The sequence below is a fragment of the Nitrosomonas sp. HPC101 genome (genome assembly GCF_009833125.1).
GTDB lineage: Bacteria > Pseudomonadota > Gammaproteobacteria > Burkholderiales > Nitrosomonadaceae > Nitrosomonas.
In genome coordinates this window covers 160,979-181,611 of sequence record NZ_QRCC01000010.1, presented here as the reverse complement: position 1 = coordinate 181,611, position 20,633 = coordinate 160,979, and the positions used below count along the sequence as shown (strand labels likewise).

The window sequence follows — 20,633 nt, the reverse complement described above, 5'->3', positions numbered from 1 at the left end:
TGAATTACTTCTTTACTTCCACTTGTGTAGAGGTAACAAAAATTACTTCGTTAAATGTTCGATTCAGCGTTTTGCTGGTGTAATTATGCATTCTCATATTCTCCACAAAACGAATATGATCCCCTTCTTTAACCTTGGTGGTTGGTGCAGCTATCCAGAATTTTCTGTCACCATTTGCCAGTTCCATATAGGTATAACCAGCGGTATCAATCATAGAAGTCACAACCCCTTCATTATCCGGATAAGTTGCTTCTGCGTGGACAAAGGAAGGACTCAGATAAATAAGCGAAGCAGTCAGAATGACAGCTGGCAGCGTTTTGGACATATTTTTCCTTTTTGAAATTAAGAAATATCTTCCGGCGCATTCATCAGAACCGGAAATTATATTGCGCATAGAACAAGTCAGGCGAAACGCCCGGGCGCTGATTTTTGACGAATGTGCCGGTAAAAAGTTTGGAATAGCCCAATAAAATATCATGATGGCGATCAATATGGAAATTGACCACAAAATCTATTTCATCGCCGACATGGCGGCCTGATTGGCCACTAATGTCACGCACAAACCCCATCCCTGCCGCGTTGTACAGATAATCATGCTTGTTTGCCAGATAAAAACGATGGTATTGCCCGGTGAACGACACCCATGGCTGCGGATTCATTGAGAACTGGGCATTGAAATCATGAATATTCTGTCGTCCTACCAGATCCGTATATCCAAAATAGTAATGACCGAATGGAAACAACTGGTTAAATGTACCGCTGCGTCCATCCTCCGGATTTTTATCTCCCGAAGCAAAATCATAGCGCAGCCAGAATTGAGGATTCATCGGCAGCGGTAGCTGATAACCCACTCCAGACGCAATCGAGAACGCCGAAATATCGAGATGAGAGCGTCTGCCAAACTGATACATGCCCTCCAGCTCGTAGAGAATACGCTCGTAGTCTCCCACCCAGCGTGCACCCACGGTATGCAACACTGAATCTCCCTGCAGTACATTGCCCACAGCCACATTGGCCGGAGAAACCATACGGTTGTCGATCAGGTTCAGGTAGTACAGATCGAACACCTGTCCTGGAATGGCCTTATAGGTTCCCCACAAACCGACAAAGTTGCGATCCTTATCCCAGTTATCGAAATCATTGGGCTCGGTTGTCATCGGTCGCACCCAAAAAGCATCGAGATTAAACGTCGGGTTTTGCCAAAACGTTTTTACTCCCTGAAACGTCCGGCGGGTATTTGCCCAATCCAGCGTTGATATCAACCGCTGCGAGCCATACAGCAGCTCCTGCCGCCCTACCCGCAGATAAGCCGAACCATCCATGGCCTGCCCCAGTTTGATATCGGCAAACAGGTTGAGCATGTCCGTACGGTTCCGATCGATCGCCAGACTCGGTAAATCCAATCCAAAAGCGCGGGCATCCAGCATCTCGGCAAACAGCCGGAAGCGATCCTGATACCAGAGATCGGCATGCAGCCGCGTGCGCAACAAATGGTAGTCATTATTGATTCCGGTAGCATTCAGGCGACTGTCTGTTTCGCGCATGTAGCGATACCAGAAACTACCGCCGAAGGACAGCAGCCAGTCAGTACCCAAATGAATCCGTTTGACCGGATCAAAAAAATCCTTTTCGTGACCCGGCTGTTCAAGATAACGAAAATCAAAATCGTAAGCCGGGGTCGTGGTCAGCGCGGAAGGAGGAAAAGGATCCACTTGCGGCTTTTCCCGTTCATGCCCATTGACCAGATCCAGCAATGAAAAATAGCCCGGCCCCATTGGAGGTTTGACAAAAATACCGGAGCGGGGAGGCGTCGTAACCGGTGGTGCCTTGGCCCAGTCCACCTGGGTTGCCGCGAGACTACCCTCGCTCGCAAATAGCGGGCTGCTTCCAGCTGCAAAGATACAAGAAACGATTACCGCTTTCCGGCAGATTTTGACTGCTCCAGATGAGTTGCCGATAAACGCTATCAGCAACTTCCTGATCAAACCGTTCCGATTGGAACGACATCCTGCAGGGTCAGTTGTATGCATTTTAAAATAATCACCCTATAAAAAGGATCGTCACAAGCTCCCGGTGACGACACCAGCTCCTGAAACATCCCGGAATCAATTTTTCCGTAAATTTTACACGTATTCGCTTTGTATTCCGGAATAAACCAGAAGGCGAAATCCACGTTTTCTGAGATTATATGGATTTTTCACCACGCCGATGCATCCTTTATGTAAGCTGTCATGCTTGATATCCGGAAATGAAAGATTCAAACAATCATCTAAAATAGACAACTGACTGCCATGACAAATATCGATTTCAATCGTCGTCGGTTCTTGCAATATGCAACATTGGGAACACTCGCCACTTCCATTCCGGGTTTTGCATCCACAGTAAACCGTCACCTCAATCAGGCACCCGACAGGGCATTTAAACCGGATGTCGAAATTGCCTTGACTGCACAAACAGCCGAGATCCCGATTCTGCCAGGCGCTGCCACTCGTGTACTTAAATACACCGGGAAATTGTTGAGAGGCCCGCAGACTGCCATCAAACAACTGCCCAGCTATCTGGGGCCCATTCTCAATTTCGAACAGGGACAGAAAATCCGGATATTCTTCTACAATCAAATACCGGAACCCTGTGTAACTCATTGGCACGGTATGCATGTGCCACAAATCATGGATGGACATCCGATATATGCCATCCCTCAGGGTGAGCAGTATGTATATGAATTCGAGGTAAAAAACCCTGCCGGTACCAACTGGTACCATTCCCACACGCACGAAATGACTGCCAGGCAGGTGTACCAGGGACTTGCCGGGCTCATCACCATTACAGATGAAACCGAACGCAGGCTAAATCTGCCCAGTGGAGAGTATGATATTCCGCTTATCATCCAGGATCGGGCCTTTACCTCCGGAAACCAACTGTATTACGCGCTGAACATGCATCAGCGCATGCAGGGTTTCCTGGGCGATACCATTCTGGTCAATGGCCAACGTAACCATGTTATCCCTGTAAAAACACGTGCCTATCGCCTGCGTATCCTGAATGGCTCCAATGCCCGCATCTACAAACTGGGCTGGAGTGATGGCTCTCCGCTTACCGCCATTGGCACGGATGGCGGGTTACTGGAAAAGCCGGAAACTCTCCCCTACATCATGCTCGCTCCGGCTGAACGAGTGGAACTCTGGGTGGATTTCAGCGGATACAAAACCGGAACCGAGCTGGCGCTGCGAACACTGCCGTTTCAGGGAGCGGCCATGGGCATGGGAGGCGGCAGAGGTGGTGGAATGGGGGTGAGAGGTGGCGCAACTGAACAAGGCAGTCAGGGTACGCTCATCAGATTCACCATCACAGAACAAGTCAGTGACTCACCTGAATTGCCAGATGCCCTGGTTCCCATGCGCCGCCTGACCGTAAAAGATATTTCCAATTCTGATAAGACTGTACCGATCAACATCGGTATGCATCGCATGACCTTCAATCTCAATGGCAGAACCTTTGAGATGCTGAATTACACCGAACAGGAAAAAATCCCGTTGAACACCGTGCAAAAAATGCGGATATCCAATGCCAACCCGGCAATGGGTAGAGGAATGGGAAGAGGAATGCGCGGCGGCCAGGGGGGTGGAATGATGGGCATGATGATGGCACAACCGCATCCGATTCACTTGCACGGTCAGCAATTCCAGATTCTGTCACGTAAACCCGGTTACGCTGACAATGCTTATGCTACGGTCAAGGATGGATTTATCAACAGCGGTTGGAAAGATACCGTGCTGGTAATGCCGGGAGAAGAAGTTGAAATCATCAAGCCATTCATGGGCTATACCGGGTTATTTCTTTATCACTGCCACAACCTGGAACATGAGGATATGGGCATGATGCGCAACTTCTTTGTAAGTTAAGTTCAACGGATCCCTGAATCCGGATGGCGTGCGTGTACAGAGCCATAGAATCCTTAAATCAGCGGCTAGAGTCAGCAACTGGCAAACGCGCCCTGATCCAGTCACGCCATTGAATGAACAAATCATGATCAAGTGCACCGATAACCGAACGACGCCAGGGATAGCTCGCCCAGTAATCATCTTCATCCAGCGTGCACCGATGACCGCCTGCCTCCTCCAGTATCAGGCAACCAGCGGCATAATCCCAAGGTTTCTGGCCTCCATGTAAATACAGATCAAAATATCCTGCTGCGGTATAACACCATTCCAACGTGCAAGTGCCATAGTTACGCTGCGAGGCATAAGGAGGTCTGGAAACGATTTCCACAGCCAGTCTGCGATCCAGCCGCTTAAAATCGACATTGGCTATCGCTTTATTCAATGGAATTTTTCGCCTGGAAAAAGGTAACGCCTTACCATTAAGAAAAGCCCCTTTCCCATGCTCAGCGTAGAACATTTCATCCGTCGCAGGATTGTAGACAACGCCCAGCACGCTTCTACCCTCCCGCATCAGTGCCACTGAAATAGCAAAATAAGGCAATCCATTCATAAAATTGGATGTGCCATCGATCGGGTCGATACTCCATACGCCATCCTGACCCGCTTCCCATTGTTCCAACTGTTGCGATTCCGGCATTTCTTCGCCAAGCATCGCAACCGGAGAGATTTCGTATAATCTTTCCAGCAAACTATCTTGTGCAGCCAGATCTGCCTCAGTATAAAAACTGCCATCCGCTTTATAGATACGCTCTACCTGCAGATAACGCGGAACAATTTCCTTGCGTGCAACCTCCCGCACTGCCGTGACGACGCGCTCCAGCACGCTCAATCTGCTCGCCACTTGATCGAACAACCGATACTGGGAATCTGCTCCTCCGGCCCGCGCCCGGTTTTTGCCACCTGAACCATGGCTTCGAACAAATCGCGGCGTACATCAGCAGGCGCAGCCTCTTTGCGGGAAGCATCCAGCCGGCCACGATACTGCAGCTCCAGGCGATTGTTAAAACCAAAAAAATCAGGGGTGCAGACTGCGCCATATACCTTGGCAACTCCCTGGGTTTCATCCATTACGTAGGGAAATGGATAGGCATATTCCCGGGCAATTTTACCCATGTTCTCGAATGAATCCTCCGGATAATCCGCCGGGTCATTAGACATAATGGCAATCGCGCCGATGCCATGCCCGGCAAGTTCCTTGACATCCCGAATAATTCGATCGCGCACAGCCTTTACATAAGGACAATGGTTACATATAAACATGACCAGCAACCCGTTCTCACCTCGCACGGATGCCAGGTTGTAACGTTTATCATCCACTCCAGGAAGATCGAAGTCCACTGCCTTCCAACCAAAATCACAAACCGGTGTTTCAAGACTTGCCATCCATCCCCTCCTTTTCACTAATCAATCTCGTGCCTGCTTATACTATCATAGAAATATTTTGCTACTTTTCTCCTCCGGATCATCCCCACTTTATATGACGATTATATGACAGCACGCTTTTTTCATGCCACTTCCATCCATGGTGCTGAACAGATTACGCTAGACAGTGATACCAGTCACCACGCTGCACAGGTACTCCGGCTAAGGCAGGGGGATCGGGTGACCTTGTTCGATGGTACGGGGGGTGAATTTTTCGGTTATATTGCACAAATCAGCAAGTCCGCCTGCGTAGTCAAAATCGAGCATTATCAGCCGATCGAGCGTGAATCCCCTCTGAGAATCACGCTCGCACAAGCAGTCTGTGCCAATGAAAAAATGGACTGGATCATCCAGAAAGCCGTTGAACAGGGAATCGTCCGTATACAACCTCTGATTACCGGCCGGACACTCGTCCGGCTCACAGAAGAACGCGCCCGTAAACGTGGATTGCATTGGCAGAAAATCATTATTTCCGCCTGTGAACAATGTGGACGAAACAGAATTCCCCAGCTGTTACCAGCCATCCCCCTATCCCATTGGCTGGAAAAAAAACTGATGCGAAAACAGAAAAATAACAACCCATCCGGGCACGATATAATACTCTCTCCTGTTGCTCGCCTGCGTTTGACCGAGCTGTCTCCTCCAGAATCCGGAGAAAGCATCACATTGCTGACAGGCCCGGAAGGCGGGTTTACCGAAGAAGAAACGGGCGCTGTACTTCACGCCGGATTTATTCCCATTCGCCTGGGAAACCGTATTCTGCGTACTGAAAGCGCGGCACTGGCAGCCATTGCCGCCGCCCAGACACTTTGGGGCGATTATTGATAACACACTTCCACCTTGATTAACAATGAAATCGGATATCGAATTTGTCACCTGGTTCCGCTCCGTTACGCCGCATATCCACACCAGCCGTGGAAAAATCTACGTAATTGCCTTCGGCGGCGAAGTTGTTGCGAATGGAAAATTCGTTGAACTGGTGCAGGACTGCAACCTGCTCGCCAGTCTCGGTATCCGGCTTGTATTGGTACATGGCGCCCGCCCGCAAATTGAATCCAGATTACAGGCAGATCAGCAGGAAACAAGTTACGTACAGGGCATGCGTGTCACCGATGCTACCGCGCTGCAATATGTGAAAGAAGCTGTCGGCAAAGTCCGGGTTGAAATCGAAGCACTGCTGTCAATGGGGCTACCCAATTCCCCTATGGCCAATGCCGCCATTCGGGTAGTCAGCGGAAACTTTGTAACTGCCCGCCCAATCGGCGTACTGGAAGGAGTGGATCTGCAATATACCGGAGAAGTACGTCGCATCAATGCTACAGCTATCCTTGATCAACTTGAGCAAGACGTTGTCGTATTGCTTTCGCCCTTGGGCTACTCGCCAACGGGGGAAATTTTTAATCTGACAGTCGAAAATACTGCCGCTGAAGTCGCTATCGCCCTGAAAGCCGACAAACTGATTTTTCTAGTGGATACACCCGGCATCCAACAGCAAACAGAATCAGGCAATACATTGTTGCACGAGCTGACTGTCAAGCAAGGCAAAACGTTGCTTGCTGCAATGGATACGATGGATACTGCGCCAAATCAGCCAAATGAAGATATCCGCCTCTACTTGCCATGGGCATTGCACGCCTGTGAACTGGGGGTGGAGCGCGTTCATCTCATCAGTCGTCATACTGACGGCGCACTGCTGCTTGAGCTGTTCACACACGGTGGCATTGGCAGCATGATCACACGTGATCCATTACAGAGTATCCGTCAGGCTGAAATCCAAGACATCGGTGCCATACTGCAATTAATCGAACCGCTGGAAAATACGGGTACGCTGGTAAGGCGTGGCCGTGAATTGCTGGAAATGGAAATTGAGCGTTTTACCGTGATCGAACATGACAATATGATCATTGCCTGTGCAGCCCTCTATCCTTTCCCGGATGACAAGGCATGCGAACTGGCCTGTGTCACGGTACACCCAGCCTATCGCAAAGCAGGAATCGGCCGGATATTAATTGATCATCTGGAAGAACAAGCCAGAGAACAAGGCTATCACCGTATATTTGTCCTCACGACCCGCACCGCTCACTGGTTTGTCGAACGCGGTTTTTCGGAAACCACCCCGGACCAGCTTCCGCAATCAAAACAGCATCTCTACAACTACCAGCGACGCTCAAAAGTTTTCGTCAAATCAATCTGATGGATCATTGAAAACCGGCGTCAAGGATGCAAATCGGGCGGGTTATGCATCAAGATCAGCCTGGAGGATTATTTATCTTCCTGAGGTTCTTCTTCATCCGGTATCCGGTAGGAATCCGTGGCCCACTGCCCCAAATCAAGCAACTTGCACCGCTCAGAGCAGAATGGACGATATTTGCTTGATTTTTCCCATACAACAATCTCACCGCATTGAGGACAATTTACGACTGGAGATTTACCTGGTTGCTTTTCCATTCAACCACACCATTTCTCATAGACTACAAAAAGTCAGTTCAAAGGGAATATCTTCTTCATACACCTCCGTTTTGCGATCTGACCGCCATGGAACAAATCGTATATTGATCGCATATTTGTTGGCACTGATTTCCGGAATACATGAAAATTCATCACTGATATGCAGACGCAACAGATGTCCATGATGCTCTGAGCCGGCCTGCTGGAACACCCCCTGAACAGCAAGGTAGCAAAAACTCTTTCCGCTATTTCTCAGCATGTTCAGTACGATATTGATCCCGTTCCGGATAGAGGCAAGCGGTATAATCCAATTCCTGAGATCTGTTCTGCGAGTTTCCGGAGCCATATTCAGCCAGTAATGGTAGGTTGGCAGATCAAATTCGCATGCTCCTCCCGGAATGTTCATGCGCTGCTTGACACTCATCAGCCATTCGTCATCCCGCAAATGTCCGCCAATTCTGCCTGGTATATCAAGCAATCCGCGAAAAGCTGCTCGAATATCCTGCAGTATATGAACGAGTGCTTTTTCCGATACATCCGGGTTATCCTGCAGACCTTCCAGCATGGTTCGCTGTTTGTCCAGCTCCTGCAGAAGATCCGATTTAAGATCAGAGCGGCTGGTCACATCAAGAATTTCAAACAGCGCAACCAGAGCAGCATGGTGCTCAAAAGAGGTGTCCCTGGTCGAAAAAAAATCAATTTTATCGAACAAATCCTCCAGTCTCAGCAACATGCGAATTCGTTCGTTCAGCGGTAATTCGTAACAGATCACGGTAAACAGGATGGCGGTGGAATTGCAAAGCATAGCAGAAAACAGCAGTTGCATGCATATTACCAGAATCACTCAGGGGCTGTATCTGCCAGCAAATACAAGATACTTCCGGTGCAGTATGCGCACCTGTCGCTGCAAATGTTGACTATCGGAATCGTTGACAATCACATCATCGGCCTGCGCAAGACGCTCGTCACGTGAGCACTGTGCAGCCATTACTTCACGCACCTCCTGTTCCTTCAGTTTACTGCGCTGCATGGTGCGGGAAATTTGCAGGGACTCCGGACAATCAATCACCAGCACACGATCGATCAACTTGAGATAATCTTCTGTTTCCAACAACAAGGGCACAACCAGAATACCGTACCTGGATTGGATCAACGGAAGGCGCCGCAAGGTTTCCTGATAAATCAGCGGGTGAAGTATATCTTCGAGCTTACGCCTTGCTGCTTCGTCGGAAAATACGAGCTCACGCATGGCTGCTCGATTCAGTGAATCGTCTGCCAGTATGAAATCATTGCCGAATGCGATACGAATCGGATCAATGGCGTTGCCACCTGTTCGGGTCAGCTCGTGCGCAACATGGTCAGTATCAATAATTTCAACACCCAGCGCCTGGAACAGATTGGCCACGCTGGTCTTACCGCTGCCGATACCACCCGTTAGTCCAATAATGAACGCCATGCGTTAAAACAGGGTCAGGTATGCCTGGTTGATCTGGTTACCCCAGAATAGAGCAATCAATCCTCCTCCCGCCAGATAAGGACCAAAGGGAAGTGTAGTTCCTTGTGAACGATTCGCGGCCAGAATCAGGATGGTTCCAACAAAAGCGCCCACCACAGAAGAAAACAGGATTACCAGTGGCAGCAATTGCCATCCCAGCCAGGCACCGATTGCAGCCAGCAATTTGAAATCACCATACCCCATGCCCTCTTTACCACTCACCAGCTTGAACAGCCAATACACACTCCAGAGTGTGAGATAACCTGCAACCGCGCCGATAACGGCTGAATGGATATCGGTAAAACCATTGTGCAGGTTAACAATCAACCCTGCCCACAACAATGGCTGGGTAATACGGTCCGGCAAAAGTTGAGTATTCAAATCAATAAATGTCAGGGTAATCATTGCCCAGATAAAGATCAAAACAGCAAGCAGGATTCCATCAAAGCCAAAGTGCCAGGCGGCCAAACCACTCAAAGTAGCGGTCAAAACCTCAACCAGCGGATAGCTGAACGGAATACGGGTATGACAGCCGGAACATTGGCCCCGCAAAAAAAGGTAGCTGATAATCGGGATATTTTCGAGAGCAGAAATTTTACGGCCACACTGCGGACAACCCGATCCAGGTATGGCGAGATTGTATGCCGGCAGCACTTTTACCGGTTCGCCGCGCAGCTCTGCGCATTGTAGCAGCCACTCTCGTTTCAGCATCTCGGGCAGCCGGTGAATCACTACATTTAGAAAACTACCTGAAATCAGTCCAGCCAGTGAAATAAACGCGATAAAAAAAGCAGGCGAAACTTGCAAGGCATTCAAAATATTCATGCACTACCTGTCCTGGTTCGGTTGCAAAAACAGCATCAGGCTATCCGACAACCTGACCCATTTTAAAAATGGGCAGGTACATGGCAATGACCATTCCGCCAATAAGCGTACCCAGCACCACCATGATAAGTGGCTCCATCAAACTGGAAAGTGCTTCCACCGCATCATCCACTTCTGCCTCAAAAAAATCGGCAACCTTACTAAGCATGGCATCGAGCGAACCCGATTCTTCCCCGATAGAAACCATCTGTAGCACCATGGATGGAAAAACGCTGGTGGCCGTCATCGCATCCACCAGACTGCTACCGGTGCGGACCTCGTTCTGTATATTTTTGGCGGCCTCAAAGTACACTTGGTTTCCAGCCGCACCCGCTACTGAATTCAGTGCTTCAACCAGAGGGACGCCAGCAGCAAACATGGTTGAAAGCGTACGGGACCAGCGGGCAATCGTGGCTTTACGGATTACTTCCCCAAAAATCGGCAACCGCAGTGCCAGTCGATCCATACCACGCTGCATTGCGGCAGAACGTTTCCATGTATAGAAAAATGCATACAATCCGCCGCCGATGCCTCCAAAGATCGCCCACCAGTAACCTACAAAGAAATCAGAAATCGTCATGACCAACAGGGTCGGGGCAGGCAGATCTGCACCAAATCCATGGAAAAGTTCCTTAAAGGCCGGGATGACGAATATCATGATTACCGTAGTAATGATAAATGCAACTACGATGATTGAAATGGGATAGAACAGGGCCGATTTGATCTTCCCTTTGATCGCCTGAATTTTTTCCTTATAGGTGGCCAGTCTGTCAAGCAGGCTGTCCAGAATACCAGCAGCTTCTCCTGCCGCTACCAGATTGCAAAACAGGGAGTCGAAATAAAGTGGGTGTCTTTTGAACGCATTGGCCAGACTGCTGCCTGTTTCCACCTCCGATTTGATATCCATCAACAGTTTGCCCGCTGCACGGTTGCTGTGACCTTTTCCTACAATATCAAAGGCCTGCAGCAAAGGTATACCTGATTTCATCATCGTCGCAAGCTGACGCGTAAACAATGTAATATCTTTATCGGTAATTTTTCCACCAGGTCTCGCCTTGGTAATTTTTGTTACCCTGATACCCTGTCGGCGTAATCTAGAAGTAACTACAACCGCACCCGCCGCGCGCAACTCCCCTTTAATCATCTTCCCCGTTCTATCTTTTCCTTCCCACAGAAAATTGAATTCCTTGATCTTCTTTTCTGATGTTGCAATCGTTACCATGCCAATTCCCTTTTATCTTGCTGATTTGGATCATGGTTATACGGCAGGAAGTACAAAATTATTTAACTTGGAAATCACAGCTGGGCACACACTAAGCTGTGTCCCGGTTTCACCCGCCAAATCAGCATATATGCAAGCAGCAGGCGCACTATCCATCAGGATTTTCGGGTTTGAACGGTATTTTTTTCATCTCTGTCAGACAGGCCTCCACAGTCGGGTAACGTAACCGGACTTTTAACTCGCGTTTCATACGATCATTAATTAAACGTCTCGATTCCAGCATGAAGGACAACAGGCTGGGAGAGAGTGTTTTCCGGGCATCCTGACGGGTAATTTTTCTTGTATGGGACAAAGCAAAATGGTCTGCTACCAGATCGAAATATTCCCCCATTTTCAGACAGGAATCATCACTTGCGTGATAAATTCTGCCCGGTTTACCAAAACGCAGCACAGCCACGATAATACGAGCCAGATCGTCAGCATGGATATGATTCGTGTAACTATCCTCAGCCGGCAACAAAGCAGGTGTACCCTGTCGCAAACGTTCAAGCGGGAGCCGGTTGTGCGCATAGATCCCTGGCACGCGCAAAATAGATACGCGCACTCCATTACGCCTCCCCCAGCTTTTGATCTGCTGTTCTGCATCCAGCCGACGACAGGCACGATCACTGCCTGGATTCACCGGGCGGCCTTCATGAATCCGGTCACCGCCACAATCTCCGTAAACCCCGCTGGTACTGATATAGATCAGCTGTTGTGGTAGTATTCTTTCTTTTACATTTGATGGCCGCCGGGAAAGTGCCGACAACAAGTGTAATGTGCGTGTATCGCGCTTGCCATGACCAGGAGGCGGAGCGAGGTGCAAGATCGAATGAGCTGCAATTCCCGCTATTCTCTCAAGGCTTGCAGGTTGATCCAGATCGCCCGCTATCGGCCTGATACCCAGTGAACGCAAATTATCAAAATTTTCAACCTTGCGACATAAACCAAACAATCGATAACGCTGTCCGAGCAAACAAGCTGCTCTTGAAGCAATATCACCGCACCCCACAATCAGCAGCTTATTTTTCATAATCCAATTTATTTGTCAGTCATACCTCCCCAATGGAGTCTTACCGTATCACTTTCAGGCCAAGCGGCCATATCATCACTACCGAGCCGACCGAAACGATTCTCGGGGCGGCTTTGCGCCATGGACTATCCTTACCTTATGGCTGTCGCAATGGATCGTGCGGCACATGCAAGGGAAAAATTATACAAGGGATCGTTGATTACGGCGCTTATAGCGAAGAAGCATTAACAGAACAGGAGAAAGAACAACAGCTGGCACTTTTTTGCTGTGCCAAACCTCTTTCTGATCTGGAAATTGAATGCCAGGAAATCGAAGCAGTCAAGGATATCAAGGTTCGTACCATGCCCTGCCGGGTATACAAGCTGGAACATGTCGCATCCGATGTCATGATCATTTACCTGAAATTGCCCACAAACGAACGCTTGCAATTCCTGCCGGGGCAGTATATCGATATTCTGATGAAGGATGGTCAACGCCGCAGCTTTTCTCTGGCTAATGCACCCGGTAATGATGAATTTCTGCAGTTACATACCCGCAATTACGCAGGCGGAGTATTTTCGGATTATGTTTTTTCTCACATGAAAGAAAAAGATATTCTCCGGTTCGAAGGTCCTTTGGGGTCATTTTTTCTGCACAACACGCCCAAGAAAGACACACCCATTATTTTTCTTGCTGGCGGCACCGGTTTTGCACCTGTAAAAAGTATGTTGGAACATCTTTTTCACACGGAGAATACTTGCTTTACACACAACAAAATAAAACTATACTGGGGAGCACGAACCAGAGATGGTCTTTATCTGAATGACCTGGCCCTACAATGGGAAAAAGAAAACGAGAATTTCAGTTACATCCCGGTACTATCCGAACCGCTTCTAACCGATAACTGGCAGGGAAGAACCGGCCTGGTACACCAAGCCGTCATGGACGATACAGATACATTGCTGGATTGTCAGGTTTATGCCTGTGGCGCGCCGGCCATGGTAAAAGCAGCTTTCGACCATTTCACCAGTCAGCGGAGTTTGCAGAGCGCGAATTTCTTCTCTGACGCCTTCATCCCCTCAAAGCTGGCAACAACCTGATAAATCAGGTTGAACCGATCTGCTTGAGTACAAAATCCAGCCCCTTGCGGTAATGTTCGCTGGCTGCTTCCTGTTTGCCCAGTTTTTCGAATAGTTGAGCTAATGCAAGATGTGCCGGATATCCTGGTTCGATTGACAAGCTTGCCTCAAGGTAGCTTTGCGCTTTGCCCCATAATTCCCCGTAAGTACAGAGCCTTCCCAGCGTCAATAATAAATCGGCGTTGTTTGGATATTTTGTAAGCCAGTTTTCTGCCCGCTGTATCTGCCAGCTGACTATACCACTTTGACAATCAGCATATAAAGTCACCAGCTCTGGATATAGCCCAGCATCCAGACCATTCTCAATGATCTTTTGTGCAGCGGCATTATCTCCTTGAGCCATTAACGCACGAGCAGCTGCAACTGCAATCCTGCCATCGGTTTTTTCGTGCCACGACAAGGTCCCCCAATATTTTTTCAACAAAACAATATCTTTTGTATTTTTCTTGATATTCTCCAAATGTGCCCGGTGCCGCAATTCCTCCACAAGATCTCGATCAACAAACGCACGATTTGATAACACTTGGGTCAATTCCAGTACGGCATCCCAGTTTCCAGCCATCTGCTGTGCTTTCAGCTCCAGTAAAAGCACAGCAGTATTTTGCAGGCCGCCAAACGAATAAATTGATTGCAGAGCTGCCAGAGCATCGTCATAACGTCCTTCATCCAGAAACAATTCCGTTTCGGCAATCAGTGTCAGCACTCTGCCTGCAGGTGCCTGTTCCCTGGCAGCCGCCAAGAAATGATCACGCTGTGAATAGTTTTTCTGCTGGTGGGCTGATCGAGCTGCTACTACAGCATTCAAAGCTTTGGCCGCTTGTGTATCAGTAAGCTTGAAAGCCTTTTCTGAAAATTTCATCGCACGATCATAACGTGCCTCAAAAAACGCTTTCACACCAGACCATGTCAGCTGCTCGGCTTTTTTGGCCCGCAATCGCTTATTAATGCCAGATAATCCGGACAGTATCCGCAGCAGCATATAAAACACAGTAAAAACTGACAGCACCATTATGACGAATGTGTTGAATGCAAGCTCAATTTTGTAAGGTGGCACGGTAAACAAAACCGAGCCTGTATTGTAATACGCAGCCAATACGATAGCTGTTGCTGACGCAAACAATACCAGTACCCATAACACCAGTTTCATTCACTTTCTCCTTTCAGCATGAGTTGATCGTGATACACAATCCCCAGCATTTCTCCCAGATTTGGTAACTGTGATCCAATGTTAATACTGGCCAATCTCTCCAGCCCCCCCAGAGCATCTTTAACCGACTGAGCTTCAGTATTAAAATACTTCTGAATCCAATTTGTTGCAGTTTTCACAGCAGCACGAAAATTGTGCTCATCCCGAGTCAACAGGGCAAGGCGCGCCTGCATCAACTGCAGTCTGATGTTTTCTTTTAGAAGGCGGATCTGGGAAGGTGATAATAGTGATGTTCCGGAATCACTCATTTTTTCAATTTTGACCAACCGGCTGAAATCTCTCTTTATTTCGTGCAGATAACGATGCCATAAACCTGGCTTGGGCGTGTCCTGTTTTTCCGGCCAATCAATTTCTATCAGATTGGAGTCCATCATCAGAGGCAGACTATCAATCTGGGCAGCAAGCTCTGTGATATCCCGATTAATCTCCTGGATATCCACTGCAGCCACTGCTTCAAGCTGCTCAATATCCTCTGCCAACATCTCGTTCAATTTCGGGGAACTCGATATTTCAGCAGATTGCAGCAGCTCCTGCGCATATTTCAATGAATCGAGTGCAGAACGCACATCGCCTGTCAGCTGCAGATCACGATCAGCTGCAACGACAAGACGTTCAACTGCACCCAATATCCAGACTTCAGCACGATTACTGCCATCATCGGGCAGTTTACCAACCTCAACCGGCAATTCACGGGCAACCTGTAATCTTTCTTCCAGACGACTTAAACGCTGCTCGATTTCTGTTTTTTCAAGCTCGAGCTCGGCAAGTATTTCACGTGAATGGCTGCTGAAAACATCAGCATCTGCCAGATATGCTGTCAGGGAATGCTCCATTGCGGAGATATGTCCCTGTTTTTCAGCCCACTTCCACAGCATGAAAGCCATTGCAATCAACAGGATCATCAGGACAACAACGGCCAGGCGGCGAGCTGATCCGGAAGTCGAAACCTGCGTGTATTTATTCATATGATCGGGCGCTATCAGTGTGACTGTATTTTTCCGAAATATTCCAGCAAACCCTGCACAGTCCCTTCATCTCCGAGAGGAGTACGATATATTTTCCTGATACCCAACTCTCTTGCCCTACACTCGATCCGGTCGTGCGCCGTAAACACGGTGGTAGCTCTAAGCAATTGTTGGCCTGTTTCGCCAATCATGTCAAATAAATTATTCAGACCTTCGCTACTGCTTACGATAACTGCCTGAATCCCGTTATCACGCCAGCATTTCAACAACGGCAAGGGATCTACTTCCGGTTTACGGCGACGATAACATTCAACATATTCAACATTGGCACCACGATCACGCAGCGTATCCCCCAGCAATTTTCGCCCTCCATTACCGCGAAAAATGACAATGCGTCTGTTCTGTATGATCTGCAATTGCGGCATGCGCAACAATGCTTCGCTGTCAGAACCCTCTTCCGGAACAATAATATTGGATATGCCATAACACTCGAGCACTTTGGCACTCCCCTTGCCCACGGTTGCAACACGCACATGCCCAGGCCAACTGTGCTCCTTGAGAACTAATGGCATGACTCTTTCCACTGCATTTGGGCTGACAAAAACAGCCAGATCAAAATCATCGAGTCGCGCAATCAGATCAAGTAATGGCTGCCTGTTTTCGCTATCGGAAATTTCCAGCACAGGAAACAGCCATGGCTCCCCATCCAGCTCTCTGATTCGCGCCGCCAGATTACCTGACTGATGCAATGGGCGGGTAATCAAAATACTTTTGCCTGCCAGCCGATCAGGAGACACTATCCACTCCGATCACATTTCAGGCCAATGAAGCAAGAATCTCTTCCGCACCATGCGCTTTCAGATTCTGCGCCAGCTGCTCACCCACCCGCTCTCCTGATTCCGGCTTACCGCATAATTTATCTGCAATTATTTTAGATCCATCAGGGGTTGCCACAAAACCCCGCAAGGTCAATACATCTTCAAAAATTTCAGCAAACCCACCCAGCGGCACCTGACAGCTCCCCCCCAGCATACGGCTCATGGCACGCTCTGCCTCCACACAATAAGCAGTCGTGGCATGATGTAATGGCCTCATCCATTCCACCATATCAGGATCATTGTCGCGACATTCGATACCCAGTGCACCCTGCCCAACCGCCGGGAGACTCAGCTCGGATGGCAGCAGCATGCTGATGCGATAGGCCAGTTCCAGGCGTTTCAATCCGGCTGCGGCCAGAATAATTGCGCTGTACTCCCCCTCATCCAACTTCCGCAGTCGCGTTTGAACATTACCGCGCAATGGGTGTACTTGCAGATGCGGAAAACGTGCACGTAACTGGGATTCGCGCCGCAAGCTGGAAGTCCCCACTACACTGCCGGCAGGCAATTCTTCCAGACTGGCGAAATCATTGGAAACAAACGCATCGTGCGGATCTTCCCGCTCCGTGATGGCGGCCAGCCTGAATCCGGGTGGAACAATCATGGGCACATCTTTCATGGAATGCACTGCGATATCCGCACGGCCATCTTCCAGCGCCAGCTCAAGCTCCTTGATAAAAAGCCCCTTGCCACCGATTTTTGACAGGGAAACATCCAGGATCTGATCCCCCCTGGTCGTCATGCCAAGTATGGTGATATCAGTTTGCGGGTATAATTCATTCAGACGACTTCGAATGAAATTTGCCTGCCACAAAGCGAGCTGACTCTCGCGCGACGCAATAACAATTTTTTCAGGACTAGACATAATAAGAAACTGATTTTGAAGCAATGCCGCCATTCTAGCACGGGCAATCCCGGTATGGATGATGGCAAACAGCTGCATTCCATCCCGATGACATTTCGCGCCCATGATTACAGGAGACACACAACAATGAGCCTGAACACCCTAGCAAATATCGTTCCCGAAAAAAACGCATCCCAAGAAAAAGATCATCCGCTACGGGAAGATATTCGCTTGCTGGGGCGCATGCTGGGCGACACCATACGGGAGCTGGAAGGAGAGCCGATATTTGATCTGGTCGAAACTATTCGTCAGACTGCCGTACGCTTTCGTCGCGAACAGGACGAAGAAGCAGGAAAAGAACTGGATACCATCCTCAATCACCTCAGTCACAAGGAAACCACCGCTGTTGTCCGGGCATTCAGCTATTTCTCACTGCTCTCAAATATCGCCGAAGATTTGCATCATAACCGCCGTCGCCGCGCTCATCTGCGCGCAGGTTCCCCTCCCCAGGATGGCAGTGTCACGTTAGCACTGGAACGTGTAGTGGCAAAAGGAATCAACACGCAACAACTGGAAGACTTCTTTGCCGGGGCACTCATCTCTCCAGTATTGACAGCGCATCCCACCGAGGTACAGCGACGCAGTATTCTGGATTATCAACTGAAGATACAGCGCCTGCTCAAAGAACGGGATCGCACCCAGCTTACACCCAATGAATTGCGCCACAATGAGGAAGATTTGCGTTCCGCGATCCTGACGTTGTGGCAAACCCGGGTACTGCGTTCAGTCAGGCTCACGGTGCAGGATGAAATCGAAAACGGCCTGATCTATTACCACTATACTTTTCTCAGACAGATTCCCTATATTTACGCCAAGATTGAAGATATCCTGGAGCGTCACATGGATAAGGCGGCGCCATGTATTGCCTCGTTTCTGCGAATTGGCAGCTGGATTGGAGGAGACCGGGACGGAAATCCTTTTGTTACCCATCAGATCATGCTGCACGCCGCTGAACGGCACTCGGCATTAATCCTTGACTACTACATCGATGAAGTAGAAAGAATTGGCCAGACCATGAGTCTAACCGAACGCCTGATCAAGGTAACCAGTGAACTGGAAGGGCTGGCTTCAACCGCACCCGGCTTACCTGCCAGCAGAATTGATGAACCCTACCGGCGTGTCTTCCTCGGCATGCACGCACGCCTGATTGCAACCAGCCGGTACCTAAGCCCTCACGTTGGCCGGCAATACCAGGAAAATACAGCAGAACCCTATGCCGACAGCGCCGAATTCGTACATGATCTCGATATCGTTATCCGTTCCCTGAAACAGCATCGATCAAATAAGCTGGCCCAGGGTGCCATACGTGACCTGCGTCGTGCGGCAGATGTATTTGGGTTTCACCTTGCATCGCTGGATATGCGTCAACACAGCAAAATCCACGAGCAGGTCGTGTCCGAGTTATATGAAAAAAATGTTCAGGACAATCGGCATTACCCTGATTTATCTCAGGCGGAGCGTACCAAGTGGCTTTTGGCTGAACTCAAGCGCTCGCATCCGCTGGTTTCATCTTTGTCCGATTACTCCGATATCACGCAAGGCGAATTGCGAATCTTGAGAATGGCTGCTGAAATCCAGCGCCGCTTCGGCTCTGTCGCACTGCCCAACTACATTATCTCCATGGCAACCGGGGTGATCCACATACTGGAAGCAGCGTTGCTGTTGAAAGAAGCCGGATTGGTCCAATTCGGCGAGGCGGCGCGATCAACTGTAAACATTATTCCATTATTTGAAACAATCGATGATCTGCGCGGCTGTGCCAATGTCATGGAAGAACTGTTTTCCCTGCCCGAGTACCGCAAGATGCTGCAGTCCAGAGGAAACCTGCAAGAAGTCATGCTCGGTTATTCCGACAGCAACAAGGATGGTGGATTTGTAACCTCCAACTGGGAAATACACAAAGCCGAGATCGAACTCACCAAGGTGTTTAACCGCCACGACGTACGGCTGAGACTGTTTCACGGACGTGGCGGTACGGTAGGACGTGGCGGCGGTCCCAGCTATCAGGGAATACTTGCGCAACCTCCTGGCAGCGTCAATGGTCAGATCAGACTGACCGAGCAGGGAGAAGTGATCGCCAGCAAATACACAGATCCTGAAATCGGGCGACGCAACCTCGAAACACTGGTGGCAGCCACCATTGAATCCACTTTGCTTGATCGCGATGTTACCCATTGCCATACTCCCCGATACTATCAAATCATGGAAGAGCTGTCTGCCAGCGCATGCACGGCCTATCGTGACCTGGTCTACAAAACACCCAACTTCACACAGTTTTTTCAGGAATCCACACCTATTCGTGAAATTGCTGGTTTGCATATCGGCAGTCGCCCGACTTCACGCAAACCCTCCAACAAAATTGAGGATTTACGCACGATTCCCTGGGTTTTCAGCTGGAGCCTGAATCGCACAATGCTCCCCGGTTGGTATGGATTTGGCACTGCCATCGAGAATTTCGTACAACAGGCTGGAAATACACAGGACGTATTGACGCAGATACAGGAGATGTATCGCACCTGGCCATTCTTCCAGACCCTGCTTTCCAATATGGATATGGTGCTGGCCAAGAGCGATCTGGGTATTGCCTCGCGCTATGCGGAACTGGTAACTGATCTTGAATTACGCCAATATGTCTTCAACTCCATCCGGATGGAATGGGAACGCTGTATAAAATGGCTGTTTGCCATCACCGGACATACCGAGCTTCTACAGGACAACCCCACGCTGGCGCGCAGCATCCGGATTCGTACACCCTATATCGATCCGTTGAATCATCTGCAAGTAGAATTATTGCACCGCTACCGCTCGGGGGATGATGATGATGCGATCCGCCGTGCAATCCACCTGACCATCAATGGTGTGGCCACCGGACTGAGAAACAGCGGCTAGTCTTTACTCGAAGCTCCACTGATTAAATTCTCCATGAACCACATTGCAGGAAAATCATGATGATCGCAAGAAGTGCGACGAAGGTCGTAGCTATTCTACGATGCCAGGGAATGCGACATAGCGAGCGCATGATTTTTCCGTAACCCTTTGGGGCACTGGTTTTGCAGATAAACTGCGACGTTGAGCTCGTCGTGAAGGGAATCAACCG

General features: G+C 49.2%; 19 protein-coding genes. 5 read left to right on the top strand and 14 right to left on the bottom strand.

Going from position 1 to position 20,633, the window contains the following annotated elements; translation table 11 throughout:
- Positions 1-4: 4 nt before the first annotated feature.
- Positions 5-325 carry an NrfJ gene (locus ABO04_RS07845; protein ID WP_160810119.1) on the bottom strand — a complete coding sequence of 107 codons (321 nt, stop codon included), beginning with the start codon at positions 323-325 and terminating at the stop codon, positions 5-7.
- Positions 326-368: 43 nt separating this feature from the next.
- Entirely contained in the window at positions 369-2,030 is a 1,662-nt protein-coding gene (locus tag ABO04_RS07840) for an alginate export family protein (protein ID WP_160810118.1), read from the bottom strand.
- 261 nt (positions 2,031-2,291) lie between these two features.
- Here ABO04_RS07840 and ABO04_RS07835 point away from each other — a divergent pair, with 261 nt between their 5' ends.
- Positions 2,292-3,902: a multicopper oxidase domain-containing protein gene (locus tag ABO04_RS07835; RefSeq protein ID WP_160810117.1), complete on the top strand. Its 1,611-nt coding sequence runs from the start codon at positions 2,292-2,294 to the stop codon at positions 3,900-3,902.
- A 58-nt stretch (positions 3,903-3,960) separates the two neighbouring features.
- Here ABO04_RS07835 and ABO04_RS07830 read toward each other — a convergent pair whose 3' ends face one another.
- A complete protein-coding gene (locus ABO04_RS07830; RefSeq protein WP_160810298.1) occupies positions 3,961-4,764 on the bottom strand; it encodes an inositol monophosphatase family protein in 804 nt (267 codons plus the stop codon).
- A 2-nt stretch (positions 4,765-4,766) separates the two neighbouring features.
- Positions 4,767-5,324: a thioredoxin family protein gene (locus tag ABO04_RS07825; protein WP_160810116.1), complete on the bottom strand. Its 558-nt coding sequence runs from the start codon at positions 5,322-5,324 to the stop codon at positions 4,767-4,769.
- Positions 5,325-5,429: 105 nt separating this feature from the next.
- Here ABO04_RS07825 and ABO04_RS07820 point away from each other — a divergent pair, with 105 nt between their 5' ends.
- A complete protein-coding gene (locus ABO04_RS07820) occupies positions 5,430-6,188 on the top strand; it encodes a 16S rRNA (uracil(1498)-N(3))-methyltransferase (protein ID WP_160810115.1) in 759 nt (252 codons plus the stop codon).
- Positions 6,189-6,213: 25 nt separating this feature from the next.
- Positions 6,214-7,557: an amino-acid N-acetyltransferase gene (gene argA, locus ABO04_RS07815; protein ID WP_160810114.1), complete on the top strand. Its 1,344-nt coding sequence runs from the start codon at positions 6,214-6,216 to the stop codon at positions 7,555-7,557.
- A 68-nt stretch (positions 7,558-7,625) separates the two neighbouring features.
- Here the strand turns inward: argA and ABO04_RS07810 are convergent, their stop codons facing one another.
- The 6 genes from ABO04_RS07810 to ABO04_RS07785 all read right to left on the bottom strand — a co-directional run bounded on the left by ABO04_RS07810 (position 7,626) and on the right by ABO04_RS07785 (position 12,464).
- Positions 7,626-7,811, bottom strand: coding sequence for a DNA gyrase inhibitor YacG (locus ABO04_RS07810; RefSeq protein ID WP_160810113.1), 186 nt, complete (start codon positions 7,809-7,811; stop codon positions 7,626-7,628).
- A 16-nt stretch (positions 7,812-7,827) separates the two neighbouring features.
- Positions 7,828-8,637, bottom strand: coding sequence for a cell division protein ZapD (gene zapD, locus ABO04_RS07805; protein WP_240141476.1), 810 nt, complete (start codon positions 8,635-8,637; stop codon positions 7,828-7,830).
- Positions 8,638-8,655: 18 nt separating this feature from the next.
- Positions 8,656-9,267, bottom strand: coding sequence for a dephospho-CoA kinase (gene coaE, locus ABO04_RS07800; protein WP_160810112.1), 612 nt, complete (start codon positions 9,265-9,267; stop codon positions 8,656-8,658).
- Positions 9,268-9,270: 3 nt separating this feature from the next.
- Positions 9,271-10,131 carry an A24 family peptidase gene (locus ABO04_RS07795; RefSeq protein ID WP_160810111.1) on the bottom strand — a complete coding sequence of 287 codons (861 nt, stop codon included), beginning with the start codon at positions 10,129-10,131 and terminating at the stop codon, positions 9,271-9,273.
- Between the two features lie 40 nt (positions 10,132-10,171).
- Complete coding sequence (locus ABO04_RS07790; protein ID WP_160810110.1) at positions 10,172-11,392, bottom strand: type II secretion system F family protein; 1,221 nt, start codon at positions 11,390-11,392, stop codon at positions 10,172-10,174.
- Between the two features lie 148 nt (positions 11,393-11,540).
- The gene (locus tag ABO04_RS07785; protein ID WP_160810109.1) at positions 11,541-12,464 is read right to left on the bottom strand and encodes an SDR family oxidoreductase; all 924 of its coding nucleotides are present in this window, start codon (positions 12,462-12,464) and stop codon (positions 11,541-11,543) included.
- Between the two features lie 32 nt (positions 12,465-12,496).
- Here ABO04_RS07785 and ABO04_RS07780 point away from each other — a divergent pair, with 32 nt between their 5' ends.
- Entirely contained in the window at positions 12,497-13,543 is a 1,047-nt protein-coding gene (locus ABO04_RS07780; RefSeq protein WP_160810108.1) for a CDP-6-deoxy-delta-3,4-glucoseen reductase, read from the top strand.
- A gap of 4 nt (positions 13,544-13,547) precedes the next feature.
- Here the strand turns inward: ABO04_RS07780 and ABO04_RS07775 are convergent, their stop codons facing one another.
- From ABO04_RS07775 to hemC, 4 genes are read right to left on the bottom strand one after another with little or no spacing between them, the layout of a single operon-like run.
- A complete protein-coding gene (locus ABO04_RS07775) occupies positions 13,548-14,729 on the bottom strand; it encodes a heme biosynthesis protein HemY (RefSeq protein WP_160810107.1) in 1,182 nt (393 codons plus the stop codon).
- Positions 14,726-15,754, bottom strand: coding sequence for a uroporphyrinogen-III C-methyltransferase (locus tag ABO04_RS07770; protein ID WP_160810106.1), 1,029 nt, complete (start codon positions 15,752-15,754; stop codon positions 14,726-14,728). The genes ABO04_RS07775 and ABO04_RS07770 overlap by 4 nt, the downstream gene beginning before the upstream one ends.
- 14 nt (positions 15,755-15,768) lie before the next feature.
- Complete coding sequence (locus ABO04_RS07765; RefSeq protein WP_160810105.1) at positions 15,769-16,551, bottom strand: uroporphyrinogen-III synthase; 783 nt, start codon at positions 16,549-16,551, stop codon at positions 15,769-15,771.
- Positions 16,552-16,570: 19 nt separating this feature from the next.
- Positions 16,571-17,497 (bottom strand): hydroxymethylbilane synthase, encoded by a 927-nt coding sequence (hemC, locus tag ABO04_RS07760; RefSeq protein WP_160810296.1) that lies wholly within the window; start codon positions 17,495-17,497, stop codon positions 16,571-16,573.
- A 126-nt stretch (positions 17,498-17,623) separates the two neighbouring features.
- On the opposite strand from hemC, the gene ppc reads away from it, so the two are divergent.
- Positions 17,624-20,425: a phosphoenolpyruvate carboxylase gene (gene ppc / locus ABO04_RS07755; RefSeq protein WP_160810104.1), complete on the top strand. Its 2,802-nt coding sequence runs from the start codon at positions 17,624-17,626 to the stop codon at positions 20,423-20,425.
- Positions 20,426-20,633: the final 208 nt, after the last annotated feature.

Bases quoted from the DNA above. Each gene is read 5' to 3' on its own strand.
- ABO04_RS07845 (WP_160810119.1), bottom strand. From the start codon at position 325: ATGTCCAAAACGCTGCCAGCTGTCATTCTGACTGCTTCGCTTATTTAT.
- ABO04_RS07840 (WP_160810118.1), bottom strand. From the start codon at position 2,030: ATGCATACAACTGACCCTGCAGGATGTCGTTCCAATCGGAACGGTTTG.
- ABO04_RS07835 (WP_160810117.1), top strand. From the start codon at position 2,292: ATGACAAATATCGATTTCAATCGTCGTCGGTTCTTGCAATATGCAACA.
- ABO04_RS07825 (WP_160810116.1), bottom strand. From the start codon at position 5,324: ATGGCAAGTCTTGAAACACCGGTTTGTGATTTTGGTTGGAAGGCAGTG.
- ABO04_RS07820 (WP_160810115.1), top strand. From the start codon at position 5,430: ATGACAGCACGCTTTTTTCATGCCACTTCCATCCATGGTGCTGAACAG.
- argA (WP_160810114.1), top strand. From the start codon at position 6,214: ATGAAATCGGATATCGAATTTGTCACCTGGTTCCGCTCCGTTACGCCG.
- ABO04_RS07810 (WP_160810113.1), bottom strand. From the start codon at position 7,811: ATGGAAAAGCAACCAGGTAAATCTCCAGTCGTAAATTGTCCTCAATGC.
- zapD (WP_240141476.1), bottom strand. From the start codon at position 8,637: ATGCAACTGCTGTTTTCTGCTATGCTTTGCAATTCCACCGCCATCCTG.
- coaE (WP_160810112.1), bottom strand. From the start codon at position 9,267: ATGGCGTTCATTATTGGACTAACGGGTGGTATCGGCAGCGGTAAGACC.
- ABO04_RS07795 (WP_160810111.1), bottom strand. From the start codon at position 10,131: ATGAATATTTTGAATGCCTTGCAAGTTTCGCCTGCTTTTTTTATCGCG.
- ABO04_RS07790 (WP_160810110.1), bottom strand. From the start codon at position 11,392: ATGGTAACGATTGCAACATCAGAAAAGAAGATCAAGGAATTCAATTTT.
- ABO04_RS07785 (WP_160810109.1), bottom strand. From the start codon at position 12,464: ATGAAAAATAAGCTGCTGATTGTGGGGTGCGGTGATATTGCTTCAAGA.
- ABO04_RS07780 (WP_160810108.1), top strand. From the start codon at position 12,497: ATGGAGTCTTACCGTATCACTTTCAGGCCAAGCGGCCATATCATCACT.
- ABO04_RS07775 (WP_160810107.1), bottom strand. From the start codon at position 14,729: ATGAAACTGGTGTTATGGGTACTGGTATTGTTTGCGTCAGCAACAGCT.
- ABO04_RS07770 (WP_160810106.1), bottom strand. From the start codon at position 15,754: ATGAATAAATACACGCAGGTTTCGACTTCCGGATCAGCTCGCCGCCTG.
- hemC (WP_160810296.1), bottom strand. From the start codon at position 17,497: ATGTCTAGTCCTGAAAAAATTGTTATTGCGTCGCGCGAGAGTCAGCTC.
- ppc (WP_160810104.1), top strand. From the start codon at position 17,624: ATGAGCCTGAACACCCTAGCAAATATCGTTCCCGAAAAAAACGCATCC.